17 protein-coding genes are annotated in these 18,788 nt (G+C 63.1%); 12 read left to right on the top strand and 5 right to left on the bottom strand.

All coding sequences use genetic code 11. The annotated features are described in order from the left end of the window. Nucleotides 1-952: 952 nt before the first annotated feature. From VGV07_RS12485 to VGV07_RS12430, 12 genes are all read left to right on the top strand, one after another. The gene (locus tag VGV07_RS12485) at nucleotides 953-2,326 is read left to right on the top strand and encodes an ABC transporter substrate-binding protein (protein WP_326869025.1); all 1,374 of its coding nucleotides are present in this window, start codon (nucleotides 953-955) and stop codon (nucleotides 2,324-2,326) included. 29 nt (nucleotides 2,327-2,355) lie between these two features. Continuing rightward, nucleotides 2,356-4,560: a hypothetical protein gene (locus VGV07_RS12480; RefSeq protein WP_326869024.1), complete on the top strand. Its 2,205-nt coding sequence runs from the start codon at nucleotides 2,356-2,358 to the stop codon at nucleotides 4,558-4,560. Then, nucleotides 4,560-5,447, top strand: a complete 888-nt coding sequence (locus tag VGV07_RS12475; protein WP_326869023.1) for a sugar ABC transporter permease — start codon at nucleotides 4,560-4,562, stop codon at nucleotides 5,445-5,447. Before VGV07_RS12480 ends, VGV07_RS12475 begins: the two co-directional genes overlap by 1 nt. Nucleotides 5,448-5,449: 2 nt before the next feature. Continuing rightward, nucleotides 5,450-6,322, top strand: coding sequence for a carbohydrate ABC transporter permease (locus tag VGV07_RS12470; RefSeq protein ID WP_326869022.1), 873 nt, complete (start codon nucleotides 5,450-5,452; stop codon nucleotides 6,320-6,322). A gap of 58 nt (nucleotides 6,323-6,380) precedes the next feature. Then, nucleotides 6,381-7,130, top strand: a complete 750-nt coding sequence (locus tag VGV07_RS12465) for a FadR/GntR family transcriptional regulator (protein WP_326869021.1) — start codon at nucleotides 6,381-6,383, stop codon at nucleotides 7,128-7,130. A gap of 48 nt (nucleotides 7,131-7,178) precedes the next feature. Beyond that, nucleotides 7,179-8,267, top strand: coding sequence for an Ldh family oxidoreductase (locus VGV07_RS12460; RefSeq protein ID WP_326869020.1), 1,089 nt, complete (start codon nucleotides 7,179-7,181; stop codon nucleotides 8,265-8,267). Between the two features lie 3 nt (nucleotides 8,268-8,270). Next, the gene (locus VGV07_RS12455; protein WP_326869019.1) at nucleotides 8,271-9,062 is read left to right on the top strand and encodes a glucose 1-dehydrogenase; all 792 of its coding nucleotides are present in this window, start codon (nucleotides 8,271-8,273) and stop codon (nucleotides 9,060-9,062) included. Between the two features lie 27 nt (nucleotides 9,063-9,089). Further along, nucleotides 9,090-10,214 carry an enolase C-terminal domain-like protein gene (locus VGV07_RS12450; protein WP_326869018.1) on the top strand — a complete coding sequence of 375 codons (1,125 nt, stop codon included), beginning with the start codon at nucleotides 9,090-9,092 and terminating at the stop codon, nucleotides 10,212-10,214. Nucleotides 10,215-10,240: 26 nt separating this feature from the next. Further along, a complete protein-coding gene (locus tag VGV07_RS12445; RefSeq protein WP_326869017.1) occupies nucleotides 10,241-11,179 on the top strand; it encodes an NAD(P)-dependent oxidoreductase in 939 nt (312 codons plus the stop codon). Nucleotides 11,180-11,499: 320 nt separating this feature from the next. After that, nucleotides 11,500-12,018 carry a DUF3489 domain-containing protein gene (locus VGV07_RS12440; protein ID WP_326869016.1) on the top strand — a complete coding sequence of 173 codons (519 nt, stop codon included), beginning with the start codon at nucleotides 11,500-11,502 and terminating at the stop codon, nucleotides 12,016-12,018. 5 nt (nucleotides 12,019-12,023) lie between these two features. Continuing rightward, nucleotides 12,024-12,560 (top strand): DUF2924 domain-containing protein, encoded by a 537-nt coding sequence (locus VGV07_RS12435; protein ID WP_326869015.1) that lies wholly within the window; start codon nucleotides 12,024-12,026, stop codon nucleotides 12,558-12,560. Beyond that, nucleotides 12,553-14,229 (top strand): recombinase family protein, encoded by a 1,677-nt coding sequence (locus tag VGV07_RS12430; protein WP_326869014.1) that lies wholly within the window; start codon nucleotides 12,553-12,555, stop codon nucleotides 14,227-14,229. The genes VGV07_RS12435 and VGV07_RS12430 overlap by 8 nt, the downstream gene beginning before the upstream one ends. Nucleotides 14,230-14,441: 212 nt before the next feature. Here VGV07_RS12430 and VGV07_RS12425 read toward each other — a convergent pair whose 3' ends face one another. The 5 genes from VGV07_RS12425 to VGV07_RS12405 are packed head-to-tail and all read right to left on the bottom strand — an operon-like array spanning nucleotide 14,442 to nucleotide 18,747. Beyond that, the gene (locus tag VGV07_RS12425) at nucleotides 14,442-15,038 is read right to left on the bottom strand and encodes a hypothetical protein (RefSeq protein WP_326869013.1); all 597 of its coding nucleotides are present in this window, start codon (nucleotides 15,036-15,038) and stop codon (nucleotides 14,442-14,444) included. Between the two features lies 1 nt (nucleotide 15,039). Then, nucleotides 15,040-15,459 (bottom strand): hypothetical protein, encoded by a 420-nt coding sequence (locus VGV07_RS12420; RefSeq protein WP_326869012.1) that lies wholly within the window; start codon nucleotides 15,457-15,459, stop codon nucleotides 15,040-15,042. Nucleotides 15,460-15,504: 45 nt separating this feature from the next. Continuing rightward, nucleotides 15,505-15,966: a Mov34/MPN/PAD-1 family protein gene (locus tag VGV07_RS12415; protein WP_326869011.1), complete on the bottom strand. Its 462-nt coding sequence runs from the start codon at nucleotides 15,964-15,966 to the stop codon at nucleotides 15,505-15,507. Beyond that, the gene (locus VGV07_RS12410) at nucleotides 15,948-17,627 is read right to left on the bottom strand and encodes a ThiF family adenylyltransferase (RefSeq protein WP_326869010.1); all 1,680 of its coding nucleotides are present in this window, start codon (nucleotides 17,625-17,627) and stop codon (nucleotides 15,948-15,950) included. Before VGV07_RS12410 ends, VGV07_RS12415 begins: the two co-directional genes overlap by 19 nt. Then, nucleotides 17,620-18,747, bottom strand: a complete 1,128-nt coding sequence (locus tag VGV07_RS12405; protein ID WP_326869009.1) for a CBASS cGAMP synthase — start codon at nucleotides 18,745-18,747, stop codon at nucleotides 17,620-17,622. The genes VGV07_RS12410 and VGV07_RS12405 overlap by 8 nt, the downstream gene beginning before the upstream one ends. Between the last annotated feature and the right edge of the window lie 41 nt (nucleotides 18,748-18,788).

Here is an 18,788-nt window from a genome sequence, read left to right as displayed (position 1 = left end):
GAAAACACCGGTTCGACGCTTCAGGCCCTGTCGCCGAGGGGAATTCATTCCCATGCTTCTAGGGTCTAGGTCGATCGCCGGGGGCTTTGCCGTCGGCGATCGGAAGAAATATCCGCAGCTGCTCCGCTAGTGCGCTGCTGCTACCCCTCATCGCACCCACATCCGGGGAGGACCCATCGATACTGACCGCGGCTGCGAGACCGCGACGGCTCCCCGATGGGCGACGGAGGCGTGAAGCTCCCTCAGTTCAATGCCGCCTGCGACAACGAGCCGAGCAGCTTTTCCAGCGCTTGCACCCTTGGTGGAAGGATCGTGCGCCCGACGAGGCAAGGATCCTCAATGGGCGGACTTGGGCAGGTCGTCTTTGCAGTCCGCACCGCTATTGGCCGATGTGACCTACCACAGGGGTCAATCGCCTGAACCGGACGGAAACGCCCTCCAGCTTCACGCCTCCGTCGCCCATCGGGGAGCCGTCGCGGTCTCGCAGCCGCGGTCAGTATCGATGGGTCCTCCCCGGATGTGGGTGCGATGAGGGGTAGCAGCAGCGCACGGTGCAAGCAGCTATGAGTTTATTGGCCGCATCTACTATGGTTGGAGCCGCGGGCCCTCTATCTGGGCCCGCGGTCTCGCACGGTTTCGCTCGTGGCGAACGCTTTGGCTAAAGCGCGATGCGCATCTTGCTGCAATAGCGGTGCTTAAGAGCGAGTGGTCTTGCCCGACTAGGTTGTACGCCGCCTGGGCAGTAGGCTCAATCGATGAGCGCGTCGCCCGCGCATGCACGGCCAGATGCCTCCAAAGGCCCGCGGCGCATCCCATTGGCTTGACAGCACGCGGCCAGCGCCCCCCTGGCATTCTCCCAACGTAGCATTCCCAGATGCTTGACCGCGTGCACTTCAACATGCGAATGGTCCGGTGGTAGGACCACCTACCACAATGCTGAGGGAGGAAAGAGATGACAAAGTTTGAACGCACGATCGCCGAGCTCGCGTTCCTGTCGCGCCGGTCGCTGCTGCAGGGGGCAGCGGCTGGTGCAGCCGGTGTCGCCATTAGCCAGTTTGGTTTCGCCGCGCCGGCCATTGCGCAGGGCAACCGCACCGTGAAGTTTACCTGCCCCGACGTGTTCAAGTTTGCTCAGGCATACGAGTCTGCCGAGCGCCCCGAGGACGATGGCAACTGGGCGATCCCGACCTGGACCGTGATGCAGGCGTGGAAGGAAAAATATCCCGACGTGAAGCTGGAGATCACGGAAGTTCCGTGGGAATCGATCACCCAGCGCGTCATTCTGGATGCACAGGCCGGCACGCAGGCCGATCTGGTCTACGTCAACGACCTCAATATCCCGAAGCTTGCCAAGGGTGGCTTCCTGACGCCGCTCGACGATTTCGATGGTGGCTGGGACGAGTACAACCAGTATCTGCTGCGCGGCATCGCCTCGAGCGGTGGAAAGATCTACGGCCTCCCGATGACCACGGACTGCCGCCACGAGATGTACTGGAAAGAGGATTTCGAGAAGGCCGGGCTGTCGGCGCCAGCCTCGACCTGGAGCGAGTTTGCCGACCAGCTCTCCACACTTAAGGAAGCCGGGTTCGAAACCCCATACGCTTTCTGGTCCGGCAACTCGGTGCACACGCCGACCCAGACCATCTTCTCACAGATCTGGATGCTGGACAGCGACGTCATCGATGGCGACGGCCGCGCGACGCTCAACACGCCCGAGATGCACAAGGTGTTCGAGTTCTACAATGACCTCGTGAACGTCCGTCAGGTGGTTCGCAAGGACCTCGTCTCGATCTCGGCCGGCGACGAGTACGACGCGCTGATGCTCGGCCACAAGGTCTCGGTGATGAAGGAAGGCTCGTGGCTGTGGAGCCGCTTTGCCAAGGAAGGCATAGCTGACAAGATCGGCTACTTCCGCACCCCGCGCCCAACCGCCGAGTCCAAGGACGCGACCTTGTCCGGGTTCTGGGCGTTTGAAATTCCGAACCGGCCGGAGCGTGACGCGGAAATAACCAAGCTCGCCTTCGAGTTCGGCCGTCATTTCTCGAGCGTCGACGGACAGGCCTCGATCATGGCGACCAAGGATGGGCAGTTGCCCACTCGTCCGGCAGCTGCAGAAACCGAAGCGGGCAAGGCCAAGGACGATGCTTGGAAGTTCCAGGCTTCTTATGCTGGCGAAGCGGGCAGAGGCATGCCGGCGGCGGCGGACTCGGGGTTGCTCTTCGATCAGGTCCGCATCGCGTTCCAGCAGCACATCACGGGAGCCGCTTCGGCCGAAGACGCGCTGAAGGCCGCCGAGACTGCCTATAACTCCCAGGTCACTGGCTGAGATCGGCGTAAATGGCGAACGCGAGCACAATGCAGCGGGCGACCGCTGTTGAGGCGCAATCGTCTTCGGGCGACCGCTCTCTCACCTTCGGCAACGGTAGCTGGAGGCTGGAGATCGAACTCCAGCCCTCCGTTAACCCACGCAGCCTGGTGCACCTTCCGACCGGCCAGGTACTGGCCGACGCGGACTATTGCTACCAGATCGTGCTTGCTTCGGCTGAGGGCGGCTCGGGCTATTGTGGCCCGGCCGTCTCCTCTCGCGCCGTCCGGTTCATGGATTGGGCAGTGGAGGAAAGTGCCGGATCGACGACGCTCGTCGTGACGGGGCGCGTCGACTTCGGGCCGGACGGTCCGACCGACATCGTGGTCCGCCACGCCTTCACGCTCTTTGACGGCAACGACCGCTTCGACGAACAGATTACACTGGTCCATCGCTTCGGGCGTGACGTGCATATCCTCTCGGACTATCGGCTGGGATTCCGCAAACGCATGTTCGCCAACCAGACGGCGGCTTGGGTGGATGGGCTCGACGCGTTCGAGCTGGTTCCGGTGCCGTTCCGCCGCCGGCGCGGCCAGACGCAGAACTACATGGTCGACAGCTATTCAGCCGCTGACCTGGTCCCGGCGAACTGGGCCGGCCGAAACCTGCCCAACCGACCGTCCGAGGCTTGGAGCTGGCACGGTAAGGGGCGCGGCTTCGTGTTCGCCAAGTACACGCAGGAGCACCTGGAGTTCGCTCTTGCCGATGGCGAGTTCTACACCCGGATCGGTGAGGACGTTCCGGACGGCCATGTGAGGCTCGCCGACGTCGGCGATGTCTGCCTGCGTTTCGGTGGTGCCGGCCGTACGCATGGCGCCCCGGGCATTCCAGTCGAGCTGACTGCCTCGCGCCACGAGTTCCGCTTCGGCACAACGACCATCGTGCCGTTCGAGGGTGGCTGGGAAGATGGCCATCGCGCCTATGCGCAACTGATGCGCGACCGCGGGCACGTCACGCCGAAGGACTTCAATCCGCCAGTTCACTGGAACGAACTCTACGAACTGGGCTGGCGCGGCGGTTCGAACGCCAAGCTGCAGGAACTACCGGAGGTCTGGGAGCAGGCCCGCGTGGCGCAGGCCTTCGGCGCAGAGGCCTACTATTTTGATCCGGTCTGGGACCTGTTCGAGGGCAGCTCGGTCTGGGACACGGAGCGCCTAGGGCCTCTGCGCGACTTCGTAAAGCGGTTGAAGTCCGACTACGATCTTGAACTCTCGCTGCATCTGATGATGCACACCAAGTCCACCACCGAGGACCCACGTATCTACCGTCGCGACGCCAACGGCGACGTTGTGCGCTGGCACGGCCTTTACGAGGGCGGCTACATTTGTCCCGCGAGTGACGCCTGGAAAGACCAGAAGACCGAACGGCTGCTTGCGCTGGCCGAGGCCGGCACGACCTTCTTCATGTTCGACTTCTGCGACTACCATCTCGAGAGCAGCAAGACCGGAATTGCCCATCACAATGGCGAGCCATGTTCAGATCCGACCCATGGCCATGCCGTCCCGATGTCGCTCGAAGAGCACTCGCGCGGAGTCATCGAGGTGATGCAGAGGGTCAAGGCGAAGTATCCTGACCTGCTGATTGAGGCGCATGACCGCGTCTCGGGCGGTATCCAGGACTACATGCCGCTCTACTACGAGCACAATCTCGACGGGCAGGTGACGTTCGACGAGCACTGGGGCTTTGAGTACATGTGGAACCCCTACATGGACCTGCTCTCGGGCAAAGCACTGTCGCTCTACGAGTACAACCTCGCCTTCGATATCCCGCTCTATCTCCATATCAATCTCGGCTTCGACAACACCGCTGCGCTGTCGTTCTGGTGGTACGCCTCGACCTGCCGCCATCTCGGCCTCGGCGGCATCAAGCCGGGCCACAAGAACTGGGACGGGCATGTCGAGGCGATGCGCACCTACCTGTCGCTGAAGCCGTACTTTGCCAGCGGCAGGTTCGTCGGTCTCGACCGGACGCTGCATGGCCACGTGCTCGACGAGCAGAAGTCCGCCGTATTGGTGGCCTTCAACCTCGGCTCGGACGCGCTCAAGGTGGAGCAACTGATCGACCTGCGGCTGATGGGCATTCCGACCGACGCCACCCTGCGCGGCGATGGCGTGACGCATGAAGGTGGCCGGTGGATTTTCCGGGCATCTCTGGATGGGCTTTCGGCTCGCATTATCGAGGTAGACTGGTCCTGATGGCACGATCCAATACCATAAGCACAAGCCTGCGCGGCGGGGGCGTCCGCCCCGGCGCGCTCCCTTATTTACTGGTCGGGCCAGGAGCCGTATTCGTCGGTGCGTTCACGCTGCTCGCGCTCGCCTATACCGTGTTCGCCAGTTTCACCGACTGGGACATCGGCAAGCCTAAATGGAATTTCATCGGATTTGGCAATTTCGTACGCGCCGCCTTCGATCCCTTGATGATCTCTAGCCTCGCGGCGTCTCTGATCTTCGTCGGAAGTGTCGTTTTCCTCTCGGTCGTGGTGGGTTTCACCATAGCCGTGGCGCTCAACCGCAAGTTCCGCGGCCGCTCGACGATGCGCGCACTGGTCGTTGTGCCTTGGGTGATCAGTGAGTTGGCGACCGGCGTCTTCTGGAGCCTTTTGCTGCGCACCGACGGGATCCTCGGCCAGGCCTTCGGTGGACCGCTGAACTCGGCCAATGGTGCGATGATCTCGCTGATCCTCGTCGAGACCTGGCGCAGCGTCGGCTTCGTTGTCGTGATGGTTCTCGCCAGCCTGCAGTCGATCGACCAGACGCTCTACGAGGCAGCCAAGGTTGATGGGGCTAGCCGGCTCCGGATGACCTGGAGCATCACCATCCCGATGGTGACACCCGGTCTCGTGACCGCGGCAATCTTGCTGATGGTCGGCAATTTCAACCTTGTGACCATCATCATCGCCCTTACCGGTGGCGGCCCGATCTCGGCCACGACGACCACGGCGCTCTACATGTACCAGCAGTCCTTCGTCTACTTCCACATCGGCTACGGCGCGACGATTGCCATCGTCATGTCGGTGGTCAACGTCATGGCCATGATGGTCTTCATGGCCATCCAGAAGAACGTGGGCGTGAGGCACTGAAGATGACCATCGCTGTCCCCGCGCCCAACGACTTCTCCCTGAAGGGCCGCCGCGCGACCGATCCAGGTGGTTTGGCCCTCACCGTCCTGACCTGCGCCTGCATCACGGCAGTCTTTGCGCTGCCCATGTTGTGGATCGTGCTCAAATCGATCCAGCCGGAGAGCGAGGTGTTCAGCAACAACATCCTGCCGAGCTCGCTGACGCTCGACAACTACGCACGAGCCGTGAAGAGCGGGCACCTCTTGTCGTACACGCTGAGCACGGTACTGCTCGCCATCGCCACGTGCTGCCTCGTACTGCCCCTTGGCTTCATTGCCGGCTACGGGCTCGCCCGCTTCAAGTTCGCGGGCCGCGGCACGCTGATGTTCCTATTCATGTTCTCGCTGACCATTCCCGGGCTGGTGAACCTCCTGGCGATCTACCAGGCCTTCACCGCCATTCGGCTGATCAACAACCCGATCGGTCTCGTGCTGGTCTACACAGCGTCCAGCCTGCCCCTGGCGACCTGGCTCAGCCGCGCCTTCATCCTCGGTATTCCCGTCGACATCGAGGAGGCCGGCTTGGTCGATGGTTGCTCCCGCATCGGCGGCATGTTTCGCATCACCCTGCCGCTCTGTCTGCCGGGACTTGGCGCCGTCGCGATTTTCGTGGTCGTACATGTCTTTCAGGAGTTCATCATCGCACAGACCCTTGTCACCACGCGCGGCATCGGCGTGGTGAGCCAGGGACTGCGGATGATGCAGTCGCAGTACTCTCTGGACTACACGGCCCTCGCCGCGGGCGCGATCCTTGTGAGCATCGTGCCGGTGGGTCTGTTCCTGATCATGCAACGGCAGTTCATTGCTGGCATGACGGCCGGCTCGGTGACCAGCTAATGTCAGCGATGCAGTTTCAACGAACGATGTTCGTCAACACAACGGGGAACGATGGGCGATGACAGTTGGATCGTCCTTCAAGTCGCTGGAACGCCGCAGCACCAGCTCGGCAGTGGTCGACGCCATTCAGACCATGATTGTCGACCAGCACCTCAAGCCGGGTGACGCACTGCCCTCGGAACGTGACCTGGCTATCCAGCTGTCGGTGAGCCGAAACGTCTTGCGCGAAGCACTCGGAATTCTCGGCCAACGTGGGCTCGTTGAAACCCGACACGGCACTGGCACATATGTCTCGTTGCCATCGAGCCGTCAGGCTCGCGATGCGTTGGTGCTGCTGCTCGAGATGGGAAAGGTAAGCCTCGTTGAGCTTTGCGACGCACGCATTTTGATCGAACCCGAGTTGGCGTCCCTCGCGGCCCAGCGCGACGACGAGGCCGGCCGTGAAGTTCTGCAGGCAGCCTGGAACGCGCTGCAGACGGCGGCCGACGGTGAGCATCACGTCGCGGCCGACCTCGCCTTCCATGGCGCTATCGCCGGACTGGCCAATCATGCCGTACTGCGGGCACTGGTAGATGCGGTGAAGGAGCCGGTGATGCGCGGCATGGTGCTCGGCACCAAGGTGCCGCGCGCCATCGAGGACAGCAACCGGCAGCACGACGCAATCCTGAAGGCTATCCTCGATCGGGACAGCGAGGCGGCGCGAGCTGAGATGCACAACCACATCCTCTTTGTTCGCAGCTACCTCGCCGAGCACGAGATCCCCCGGCACAGCCTGCCGGTAGGCCCAGGCGGCAAGGGCCGGACCTGAGACCAGAGCCCTGCCGTCGCCGATGACGGTGGCGAACCGAGACACGAGATGATTGACCGAGCCGAAGACTTGTCCGTGCCGCATCAGGTGCTGGATCGCTTCATCTCCGATGCACTGGTTTCGGCCGGCTCCGCCGCCGCGCCGGCTGACGCCGTTGCACGCGCGTTGAGCTCGGCCTCGCTGCGTGGCATCGACAGCCACGGGGTTCGCCTGTTGCCGCACTACATCAAGGTCCTCAAAGGTGGGCGCATCACCGCCGACCCGCAATTGTCCGTCGAGCGACTGTTAGGAAGCACCGCCATCGTCGACGCGGATGACGGCTTCGGGCATTACGCCAGCTACCAGGCAATTGCCGAGGGCTGCACGATTGCCAAGGTCTCCGGCATTGCGGCAGTGTCGGTGGTCAACTCGTCGCATTTCGGCGCAGCGGGCTGCTATGCGCTCGAGGCAGCGGAGCAGGGGCTGGTCGCCTTCGCCTTCAGCAACTCGGATTCCTTCGTCTTGCCGCATGATGGTGTTGTGCCGTTCCATGGCACGAACCCGATCGCGTTCGCCGCCCCGGTGGGCGGCTCACGCCCCTACCTCGTTGACATGGCGACGAGCATCGTGCCGTGGAACCGCATCCAGGACTATCGTAGCAAGGGGATGCGGGTGCCGCCCGACGTCGCGGTTGACGCCACCGGGCAGGTCACCGCCGACCCCGCTCAGGTTGCAGCGCTGCTGCCGATCGGTGGCGAGAGCCACGGCTTCAAGGGTGCGGCCCTGGCCAGCATGATGGAAGTGCTCTCGGCGGTGATGACCGGAATGGCGCACTGCAGCCGCCTGCTGCCCATGGTCGGCGCAGACATGTCGACGCCAAGGCGGCTCGGGCATTTCTTTATCGTCATCAATCCCGAGGCCTTCGTGGCACGGGCCGCCTACGACGCCGGGATGGCCAGCTACCTCTTGGATATCCGTTCGAGCCCGGCCAGGCCCGGCGCAACGGTGATGGCGCCGGGCGACCGGGAGTGGGCCTGCGCCGATCGACGGGCAGTCTCGGGCATCCCGATGTCGGCGAGCCTCGTCGCCGAGTATTTCGACATCGCCCGCGAATACGGGCTCGACGTGACTGAACTTCAAGGCAGGGAGGCTAGCTAGGACATGGCGGGGGAATTTGAGGGCAAGGTCGCGATCGTCACCGGCGGTGCGACGGGGATCGGCTTTGGTTCCGCGGCGGCGCTGGTCGAGGATGGGGCATCAGTCGTTTTGTTCGGACCCGACGAGGTCGCGCTGAAGCAGGCCGTCGCCATTCTTGGTGGCGATCATGCGTCATACGTCGTCGGCGACGTACGGGTGAGTGCCAACGTACAAGCGCTCGTCAATGCTGCGGCGCAGCGCCATGGCGGCATCGATATCGTCGTGAACAGCGCCGCCGTCCAGCCCTACGGCACGGTGGAGACCATGTCCGAGGACGAGTGGGACCGGACGCTCGGCGTCAACCTCAAGGGCGCCTACCTCACGGGGCACTTCGCCGTACCCGAACTGCGCAAGCGCGGTGGTGGCGCCATCGTCAACATCGCCTCGGTGCAGGGCATCGCCTGCCAGACCAACGTCTCAGCCTATGTCGCGTCAAAGGGCGGCCTCCTGGCGCTCACCCGCGCCATGGCGCTCGACCACGCTCGCGATGGCATCCGGGTCAACGCTGTCTGTCCAGGGTCCATCGATACGCCGATGCTGCGCTTTGCGGCGTCGGAGAATCTCGCCGGCCGCACTGAGGACGAGGTCGTCTCGAGCTGGGGCTCGGCGCACCCGATCGGGCGCGTCGGCAAACCCGAGGACGTCGGCGCCATGGTCGCCTTCCTCTGCAGCGACAAGGCGTCGTTCTGCACCGGCGGCGAATACAAGGTGGATGGCGGCCTCCTGGCGAAGCTCGGCGTTGTCCTGCCCGACTAGAACACCATCGCTGAGGAGAATGCGCGCATGAAGATCACCGGTTTCACCTGCTGGCTCGTCGAGACTGATCCTGGGCCGAAGTTCATCTGGCGCAACGGTCTGCCCGGCTCGCATGGCGACGTGCGCCCGGGACGTCGGCCACGAAAAGCCGTCGTGCGGATGGAGACCGACGAGGGCCTGACGGGCGCGCTCGAGTTCCGACCCGGCGAGATCCTGTTCGACATGGTCGATCGTCGCTTCCACCACTTCATCGGCGAAGACCCGCTGATGACAGAGAGGATCTGGAACCTCGTCTGGGAAGTCGATCGCATCGAGGAGTTCCCGATGCGGCCGATCGGCGTCGTTGACATGCTCTGTTGGGATATCAAATCGCAGCGAGCGCAGATGCCCGTATTCCAGATGCTGGGCGGCAACGACCGGAAGATTCCCGCCTACGCTTCGACCGTCACTTGGCCCACAGAGGACGATTTTGAGCGGCACATCAAGCTGGCCGCCGATCTTGGGTTCAAGGCGTTCAAGCTGCACGCCTGGGGTGATGTCAAGCGCGACATCTCGCTGATCCGGGCTTTGAGGCGGTGGGTCGGAAGTGGTGTCGACCTTATGTTCGACGGCTCGGCTGGCTGGGACTATGTCGACAGCCTCGAAGTCGGCCTCGCGCTGCAGGACGAAGGCTACATGTGGTACGAGGAGCCGATGCGGGAGTTCCATCTCGGCTCCTACGCCAAGCTCTGCGAGAAGCTCACGATCCCGATCCTCGCGGCCGAGACCTCGGACGGTGCGCACTGGAATATGGCAAGCTGGATCGAGGCCAAGGCGCTCGATATGACCCGCATCGGCGCCTACGACAAATGCGGCATCACCGGCTCGATGAAGATCGCCAGCATGTCGGAAAGCTTCGGCATGCGGACCCAGGTACATGGCATGGGCCTGGAGAATGCCCAACTCTGTGCCGCCATCTCGAACAATGACTACTACGAGCAGATCGTTATCAATGAAGAACACATCCGCGGGCTCGACAAGCTCGGCGCGCTCTCGATCGTCGACGGCATGCTGACCGTCAGCGACGAGCCTGGACTCGGTTATCACTATGATTGGGCGGATCTCGACGCGCGCGCACTCAACAAGGTCGAAGTAACAGAACGCTACGAGTAGCGGCCACACGACGGAGGGCAGCGCCCGTGAATGTCCTATACTGGGCGAACATGGCGTTCGCCGAGTCGCAGTTGACGACAGCGCTCTTGGCGCTGCCCGTGCACCTCACCATCGCTCACAGCTTCGAGGAGGTGCAGGCCGCTTTGCCGGACTGCGACATGGTGGTCGCTGCCGACTGCCCTGAAGAGCATGCGAGAGACTTCGCGAAACAGCTGGCTGAAAGCCCAGTCAGATGGTTCCAGTTCCTAAGCGCCGGGCGAGATCGGCTGACGCGGGCTAGACTGCCGCCGGCGATAGAGTTGTTTGGGCCGGGAGAGGCGCTGGCTCCAGCGGTGGCGGAGCACGCCTTCGCCCTCGCGTTGTCGCTGTACCGCGGCATCCCGCAGGCAGTGAACAGCGGTAGCTGGGACCGCAAGGTCGTGGCGCATATGCGCGCTCTGGAGGGCGACACAGCCCTGGTTGTGGGACTCGGTGCCATCGGGTGCGACGTGGCGCGCCGGGCGAAGGCTTTCGGCATGCGGGTTCTGGCCGCCACACGGACTCCCCGTGATGACGCAAACTGCGACAGCGTGCGACCGCTCGACGCCCTCGCGGACCTGCTACCCGAGGCCGGCGTGGTATTCCTGACCCTCGCTCTCACTCCTGAAACTCGCCACACGTTCGGTGCGGTCCAGTTCGCCGCGATGCGCAAGGGGGCGTTCATGATAAACGTGGGGCGAGGTGGTCTACTGGACCAGGCGGCCCTTGCCGCAGCGCTCTCGAGCGGCATGCTGGGCGGTGCCGGACTCGACGTCGCCGATCCCGAACCTCTGGCCGACGACGATCCCCTCTGGCAGGCGCCCAATCTCGTCATCACGCCACATGTGGCAGCGATCGGCTCATGGCGCAGCGAGCAACGCCTCGCCGCTCTGGTGGCGGATAAGGTCGGCGACATTGAGCGCGGTATGCGCATTCGAGCTCCTTAGCCGCGTCCCGACGAGATTCTATGCGACCCGCCTGAAGACAATCGGGGATTCTGGAGGCGGATGTAGCCCGTTGAATTTGGGGCGTGACGTGATGCCAACATCTCCGATGTCTGCTTTGCGCCATGTGTTGGCAAGTGCGACCGCCCCGCCACGAGCGACAAGCATAGCCACTTCCCAAATACCGCTGGACTGTCGCAGCAAGCGGAGCATGGTGTTGCTCGCGCTGTGAGAGCAGCGCCCCTCGGCCGGCAGTTCAGTCCGGGCTCGTCTCAGTACACCGGAGCAATTCCGCTTCGGCTGAACTGATGAGGAGAGGCGCGATGCCCTCGAAACTTAACGATACGAAGCGATCGGTCCTTGCTGGTGCGGCGTCCCGTACCAATCTGCGTGTGCTTCCGGTGCCGGAGACGCTGAAAGTGTCTGAAGCGACGGTCGACAAGATGGTCAGAGAGCTGCTCGGCGCCGGGCTGGTGGCCGAGACGCCGGCGCACGAGTCCGACGTGGTGTGGCGCGAGGCGGACGGCGCAGCGGTGACGCTGGTCATCACAGACACCGGACTGGCTGCCATTGGCATCGAGCCGGGAGCTACCCCGGTCGAGACGCCGGCACCCGACGCCAAAACCTCGAAGCAGGACGCCATTGTTGCAATGCTGCGCCGACCGCAGGGTGCGTCGATCGAAGAGATGACGGCGGCGACCGGATGGCTGCCGCACTCGGTGCGCGGCTGGATGTCGGGAGCAGCGAAAAAGCGACTGGGGCTGGAGCTGGTGTCCGAGAAGGATGGCTCGGGGACGCGTCGCTATCACGTCGCAGCCCTCCGCCAGAGCGCCGAGACCTGAACTTGATGGCGGACGATCTGCACAGTGTCGACCTGTCGCCGACTGTACCGGTGGAGCCGGTCGCAGGTCGTCCGCCGACCCGACACGAGGTGCTGCGGTCCGAGATCGCAGCGCTCGACCAGCTCGACCTCACTGCGCTGCGCCAGCGTTGGCGACAGCTCTATCGCACCGCAGCGCCTGTCGGCTTCCGCCACGACCTGCTGATCCGTGCCATTGCCTACAAGCTGCAGGAGAAGGCGTTCGGTGGCCTTGCTCCGTCGACGCGACGAAAACTGCTCAGGATCGCCGCCGAGGCCGAGTCCGCGGATGGGTTCACCACCGCGGACGCACCGCGCCATCTGCGGGCGGGCACCCGTCTGATCCGCGACTGGAAGGGGACTGTGCACACCGTCGAGGTGCTTGATGGTGGGTTCGAGTGGGATGGCCAGCACTTCACCTCGCTGTCGGCCATCGCCAAGGAGATCACCGGCACCAGCTGGAACGGCCACACCTTCTTCGGCGTCGGTCGAAAGAAGCGGAACGAGGATGGCGACGATGCGTGAGCCGCCCCTCAACAAGCCGCTGCGTTGCGCCATCTACACCCGCAAGAGTTCCGAGGAAGGCCTCGAGCAGGATTTTAACTCGCTCGAAGCCCAGCGCGAGGCCTGCGAGGCGTACATAAAATCGCAGGCGCATGAGGGCTGGATCCTCGTTCCGGACCATTTTGACGATGGCGGGTTTTCTGGCGGCAACACCGACCGTCCCGGTCTCATCCGGCTCATGGACAAGGTCCGGGCCAGAGAGATCGACGTCATCGTCTTTTACAAGATCGACCGGTTCTCCCGGAACATCACCGACTTCGGCCAGCTCGCCGAAACGCTCGAGCAGCACGGTGTGTCGTTCGTCTCGGTGACGCAGTCCTTCAACACCAAGGACTCGATGGGCCGCCTGATGCTGAACGTTCTGCTCAGCTTCGCCCAGTTCGAGCGCGAGCTGACCGGCGAGCGGATCAGGGACAAGGTCGCCGCATCGAAGAAGCGCGGCATGTGGATGGGCGGACCCATTCCGCTCGGCTACGACGTCCGGGACAAGGCCCTCGTCATTAACGAAGCGGAAGCGGCGACGGTCAGAAAGATCTTCGAACTCTATCTCGACCTCGGCAGTGTCCGGCTGGTCGAGGAAGAGCTGCGCACGCTCGGGCTCACCACCAAATCCTATGTCGCAAAGTCCGGCCGGCAGATGGGTGGGCTGAACTTCACCCGCGGGCACCTCTACAAGATCCTCGGCAATGCTCTCTATGCCGGTGCCGTCTCGCACAAGGGCAAGAAGCACAAGGGTCTGCATCAGCCGATCATCGACCGGCCAACCTGGAACCGGGTGCAGCAGTTACTGCGGGTCAACCAGCAGGGCGAGCGCAAGCGGGTCAATGCCAAGCACCCCAGCCTGCTCAGTGGCCTTGTTGTCGATGAGTTCGGCAACAAGCTGACCTCCACCCATACGGTGAAGGGCGGCAAGCGCTACCGCTACTATGCCAGCACAGCATCGGCAGCCCGTGGAGCCCACAACCGGCCAACCAGCAGCTATCGGCTGGCAGCGACCGAGATCGAGCCGGTGGTGATCGATGCGATCGTCAGCCTGTTCGCCGACCAGCCGCGGCTGATGACGGCACTCGGACTGAAGGCAGCCATACCCAGCGAGGTCTCGACCGCGCTCGATCTTGGCAATGCGCTGTCGGTTGAGCTGCAGCAGGGTCTGCCGACGCAGCAACGGGCGCTGCTCGAGCAGCTGGTCAACAAGGTTCAGGTGAGCAAGGACCACTTGCGGATCGAGCTGAGCCCGACTGGGCTGCGCTGGCGGCTGCTCGGGGACGACACGGCGGTGCACGAGCCCGTTGTGCTCGAGGTGCCGATGTCGGCGGTGCGGCACGGGGTTGAGACGCGGCTGGTCGTGGAAGCGCCGCACCGCACCACCGATCGACCTACCCGAGATGATGCGCTGATCCGTGCCGTTGCCTGTGGGCGGGCGTGGTTCGAGGAGCTGGCCAGTGGCAAGGCGGCAAGCTTCCGGGAGATCGCTGAGCGGGCGGGGGTCACCGACCGGTATGTGAGCCGGGTGGTGAACCTGGCGTTCCTGGCGCCGGACGTGGTTGAGGCCATCCTCAGGGGCGAGACGCCCGCGGGGATGACCGTCAGGGCGCTGACGGTGGATGGGGAAGTGCCGGTGGTGTGGTGAAACCGACGATGTCCGCTTCTGGCACGAAGCGGCCGTTGATGAAGGGGCCAAGCCATCAGCGTTCGAGCCATCATAGCCGAGTGCCTTGCGACCGGCGGCCCGCGTCGACAGTACCGACACAAGGTAGCCAACGACACTCGCGGCCCCTTCGACCTCGGTGGTGCCTGGTTGGTATTCCCGGCCTGTGAAACGAGTTCACGTTGCCGACAAGATCACTTTGCGCCTGCACGTGTCAGACTGAACCGCCCGCGGGTACTCTGGCTCGTGAAGTAGTTCCCAGAGAGCGTGTTCTTGTCGGCCAGTTTTAGCAGCGCCGATCCTTCGTACGGGTGTCCAGCGTCGGACTTATCGGCCTTCGGTACCACCCGATACACATAGTATAACATCGGACGACCAGACTCCTGATCACGACGGGGAAGCGCGACTAGAGTCTCAGACTCCGAGCCTTCCGAAAAAACTTCCATGCTGAGCTTTAGGAGCGTTTGCCTTATCACGGCAGTGGCTGTCACCTGTCCACTGCGGTCTTCGCGCTGCCAGTGAATGACCATCTTCCACTTGCCTTCAATATTGGGAAACAGCAACTGGTTCAGCGCGGGTATGGCCGACCAGACCCATTTCCAAGCTACGTTCAACACAAGAAGAACGAGCAGTTGCAGGGCAGTAGCTCCCGAGAAGGCGACTGTGAGTGTTTGCCAAGGGCTTAGGGAGGGGAAGACGGTGAGAATGATTGCCACTACCAGCAAGATCGTAACGGCGTAAGCCACAGCGACGACGGTAATCACCCGATCAACAGGCAGCAACGACAGCATCCTACAACGCCTCCCGGCCGTTGACGAAGATCATCACGCCGTACGTCGAGCTTGCGACAGCCGTCATATGAACGGACGGCAACGTTGAGCCGAAGAGACCGGCTACATATCGACCGCCTCGTCGGATCTCTGAGGGGTACCAGAGGTCGCCGACAATTGGCGGAGAAAAGTACTGAGAGACGGCAGTCAATCGGCCATCCGAGTCCACGACGTGAAAGCCGTCATGAAAACGATGACTGCCGCGAGAGATGCGGGTCAACGTTTCATCAAGAGGCTCAACTCGTTGCACCCAGCCGTCCACAAGCGAGACGACCGGCAGCGCATCGAGATTGTCCGATACGAGTAGTCCAAGCCCCGCAAAATCTGCGCCTGCTCGCTCGATTACAGACTGTAGGATCGCCTGTAGCTGCCCCTGTTGCACTAATGATCTCCGAGTGACGTCGATAAGTGTAGGTTGGCCGATCGCCTATTGCCGCAGCGGGACGAGCAATCTGCCATATCCTATGCCCCACCAAGTGCTTCTCCAGCCAGCAATGCAGAAAACCAACGGCTCGGGTATCCTTCGCATTAGGTTATCCCACGTGCGCCGATCGAGTGCGGAGTAATGAGGATGATCTTCCGGGTGGGTGTGCCATTCGCCCACGAAGGTTTCAGTCTTCCCGCTGCGGCGCCAGGCGGCCATCGCGGCTAGATGGTGCCCCTTGTCCTTCCGGTCGAACAAGGTGCGGCGCCGGACGTCCTGCGGCTTCGGAAACGTGCAATCGACGATCTCGATGTGGTTGCCCCGATAGGATCCGATCAGGATGCCGCCAGCCTCGGTGAAGTCGGATCGGCCGCCGACGTTGGCTTCGATCGTCTCAAGCGCGTTGGGACGGACAACCAGATAGCTGTCAGTGCCGATGCTGAGAACTAATGGCTCGTTCCGCATGCTGGGCATCTTGCCGTTCGACCTGGACTGGCGTTGGCGATCTCGAACGCCTTTCCAGCATCAAAGGTGATGTTTCGGAAGCGGTCGCCACGCACACCATTCGCCCAGTCGAGCACCATGTCGCATGCCATAGCGGCCGCCGACACCGGGCGTGAAACCGGGAAAGGCACGAAGTCGGCATCACCGCAGGCGTGGATCCTGCCGATCTCGACATCGACATCCGGCCGCAGCGCGCGGAATCGCGGTTGCCCCGCGAGTTCGGGCTTGAGGCATTTGAAGCACGCCTTATTGGGGTCTCCCACCAAGATGGCCTGAGCGATAGCGCCGTTGCCTAGCAGCCAAACGAATAGGTGATCCGGCCCATTCGGCCGGCGCGAGATCGCGCGCTGGTTGAGCGCCAGGGAAAGCACCTCCTCGCCGGTTGCGTCGATCACCAGGTCAAAGCGATCGAGGTCCGTCAACGCTAGCGCGTCCGCTTCCACCCCTTCGATCTCCGCGCCAGGTAGCAGCGTATTCAGGAAGTCCGCGCAGGCGGCGGCCTTGTTCTGACCAAGGTGCGGCACGCCGAGAAGATGTCGGCCGAGGTTGCTGGGTTGCAGTATGTCCTCATCTACGAGCTTGAGGCGGCCGCCGCCGACGCCAGCACCTGACTGCGCCAGCTGTTGAGCCAGGAAGCCGCCGATGGTGCCGCAGCCGATCTGCAGGATGCGTTTGCCCACCAGCCCTTTCATCGAGCCGAGGTTCCTGCTGTAGATGTAGTCGAGGTCCGCGGCGACGGTTGTGGAGCGCTCCACCTTCACCTCCTTGGCGATGGCATGGAGCAGCTTGGGCAACGACTTCCGTCGGTTGGCCAGCAGCTCCGTGGTTCTCATTCGAGCCGGCACAGAGACCCTGAAGCTGAAGACGCCATTCGGCGCCCGGATCGCCAGCGTACTTACCGACAAGGGTCCCAGTCTCAACACGGCGTCGAGCTCGTCGACCAGGCGAGGATCGAACCATCTGAGCCAGTCAGTCACTGCCGCCAGATCTTGCGGCGGCCAGGGGCCAAAGGGGTTCAGTGTCAACGGCTCGTCGATTGTTACGATGTGGACTGGCTCGCCGCCCCTTGGAGAAGGGCGGCTGCCGGGACGGTCCAGGAGCCACGATTTGCCGGTCGACAGCACCGGCATGGTCTCTTCGTCGTCGCGGAGCCTGACGGTGTGGAATGTCCCTTCACCGCTATAGCGAAGCGGGAGGTCGCTGAGCTGCCAGGTGCCGCCCCAGTAGGTCCGGAACTCGCCGGCGAAGTCGGCGTCGAGGCGCCCGGCCAGCGCATCGCGAAGAACACGTTCGGCCTGCGTGAGGCATTGCAGGATGGTGCCGCCCGCATTGTACCGGTCGAGCACAACCGCTCCGGCTGCGTAGTAGCAAATGATACCGCCGGGCCCGAGCACGTGAGGCAGGAGCCGGCCGTTCGACTGCCAGTCAGCCGTGATGCCGATCACCGGATAGTTGACGAACTCGAGGTCATTGACGATGACGAAGATCGGCACGCTGCCTTCGCCGATAGAGAACTCACCCTCGTAGCGGTTGTTGCCCGGCCTCCAGGCTCTTCTTTCGAAAGCTCGCCCCACCAGGGCATCGTGCAATTGCAGCCGTGCCTTCGAGGTGTCGTCAGCCACTGCTGGACCGCCCAACCATGGGAGCTTCCACCTGCCGCTTGGGCGTCGCAGAAACAGCGGCGACCGCCGAGGCCGTTACGCTGACTAAATCCGTACGATCAGGCACCCGCTTGCCCAGTACGGCGATCATGGCGTCAACGGCTTCCCGCTCATCGGTGCAGTGCTTGACGATCTGTCGCATCTCGCTCGCCAGTTTTTCCACGGCCCTGGCAACGGTTTCGCGGTGCTTTACGGGGATGCGGTTGAGATCCTCATCGCGTTCACTCGGGTTCTCGACCTTGCCACTAAGCATCCTGGGAATGCGTTCAACGACCTGGAGGAAGCGCTCGTCTTCGCGGTCCGGTAAGAACGGGCCGCGGATAGCCTCGTAGGCGTAAAAGACGCATGCCATTAGCAGGATCGAGGAAACCTTGTAGCGGTCGAGCGCATGGTGGTCGCGCCAGGCCTTCATGTAACGGCAGTCACGACGCAGGCGCTCGGAGTAGAGTTCAACGGCGTCGAGGAACCAGCCGTGGATCTTGCGCGGGTCCGACTCGATCCAGTCCTCCTGGCGATGGGCGAGCAGTACCGCGTCGGACGGCAGCGCCTCCCATGTGTCGGGCCTGGCTCGCTCGTTGACCTCCATCTGCGCAGCGATCACCGTGTCACGCAGACGGGCGAACTCTGCGTCCGGGATAGCGTAGAGCGGCACGTCGACATGAGAGTCCACGCCGATCTCGAGGCGGACGCAGGTGTCTTTGTCGCCGACGTGGGTCCAGCCTTCGCGTCGAGCGAGATCCCTAAGGGCGTTATCCACAAACTCGAAGAACAGCGCGGCGGCCTGGGACGGGCGAGCGCCGCGGACGAACGAGAGCGGCAAGTAGCAACCGTCGTCCATGTCCTTCTGCTGCTCAGGCGGCCATGCCGGCTCGTTCAGCGTCTTGTAGGCGCAACTGCCCTGGGTGAAAAACTTCGGGGCAATGATCCTACCGAAGATCTCCTTGCTTAGAAATGCGAACTCGGTCCGCAGATGATCGCGGATTTTTGTCCGCGCCGCCTTCAGCGGCGAGGCATCGGGTTCGAGGTTGTCGAGGAAGCACTCCTCAACGGTGGAGTAGAGAAGCTTAGCAACATTGGCCATGGCGCTACCTCAACGGGGGCAAGTCTGGGCCAGCGCCACAA

This window comes from Devosia sp., assembly GCF_035944845.1.
In the GTDB taxonomy this organism is placed as follows: domain Bacteria; phylum Pseudomonadota; class Alphaproteobacteria; order Rhizobiales; family Devosiaceae; genus Devosia_A.
The sequence above is the reverse complement of the archived record's forward strand: the minus strand, read 5'-3'. Positions and strand labels throughout refer to the sequence as shown.

What these genes read in the sequence shown, in the direction of transcription:
- VGV07_RS12485 (WP_326869025.1), top strand. Translation starts at nt 953, where the DNA reads ATGACAAAGTTTGAACGCACGATCGCCGAGCTCGCGTTCCTGTCGCGC.
- VGV07_RS12480 (WP_326869024.1), top strand. Translation starts at nt 2,356, where the DNA reads ATGCAGCGGGCGACCGCTGTTGAGGCGCAATCGTCTTCGGGCGACCGC.
- VGV07_RS12475 (WP_326869023.1), top strand. Translation starts at nt 4,560, where the DNA reads ATGGCACGATCCAATACCATAAGCACAAGCCTGCGCGGCGGGGGCGTC.
- VGV07_RS12470 (WP_326869022.1), top strand. Translation starts at nt 5,450, where the DNA reads ATGACCATCGCTGTCCCCGCGCCCAACGACTTCTCCCTGAAGGGCCGC.
- VGV07_RS12465 (WP_326869021.1), top strand. Translation starts at nt 6,381, where the DNA reads ATGACAGTTGGATCGTCCTTCAAGTCGCTGGAACGCCGCAGCACCAGC.
- VGV07_RS12460 (WP_326869020.1), top strand. Translation starts at nt 7,179, where the DNA reads ATGATTGACCGAGCCGAAGACTTGTCCGTGCCGCATCAGGTGCTGGAT.
- VGV07_RS12455 (WP_326869019.1), top strand. Translation starts at nt 8,271, where the DNA reads ATGGCGGGGGAATTTGAGGGCAAGGTCGCGATCGTCACCGGCGGTGCG.
- VGV07_RS12450 (WP_326869018.1), top strand. Translation starts at nt 9,090, where the DNA reads ATGAAGATCACCGGTTTCACCTGCTGGCTCGTCGAGACTGATCCTGGG.
- VGV07_RS12440 (WP_326869016.1), top strand. Translation starts at nt 11,500, where the DNA reads ATGCCCTCGAAACTTAACGATACGAAGCGATCGGTCCTTGCTGGTGCG.
- VGV07_RS12435 (WP_326869015.1), top strand. Translation starts at nt 12,024, where the DNA reads ATGGCGGACGATCTGCACAGTGTCGACCTGTCGCCGACTGTACCGGTG.
- VGV07_RS12430 (WP_326869014.1), top strand. Translation starts at nt 12,553, where the DNA reads ATGCGTGAGCCGCCCCTCAACAAGCCGCTGCGTTGCGCCATCTACACC.
- VGV07_RS12425 (WP_326869013.1), bottom strand. Translation starts at nt 15,038, where the DNA reads ATGCTGTCGTTGCTGCCTGTTGATCGGGTGATTACCGTCGTCGCTGTG.
- VGV07_RS12415 (WP_326869011.1), bottom strand. Translation starts at nt 15,966, where the DNA reads ATGCGGAACGAGCCATTAGTTCTCAGCATCGGCACTGACAGCTATCTG.
- VGV07_RS12405 (WP_326869009.1), bottom strand. Translation starts at nt 18,747, where the DNA reads ATGGCCAATGTTGCTAAGCTTCTCTACTCCACCGTTGAGGAGTGCTTC.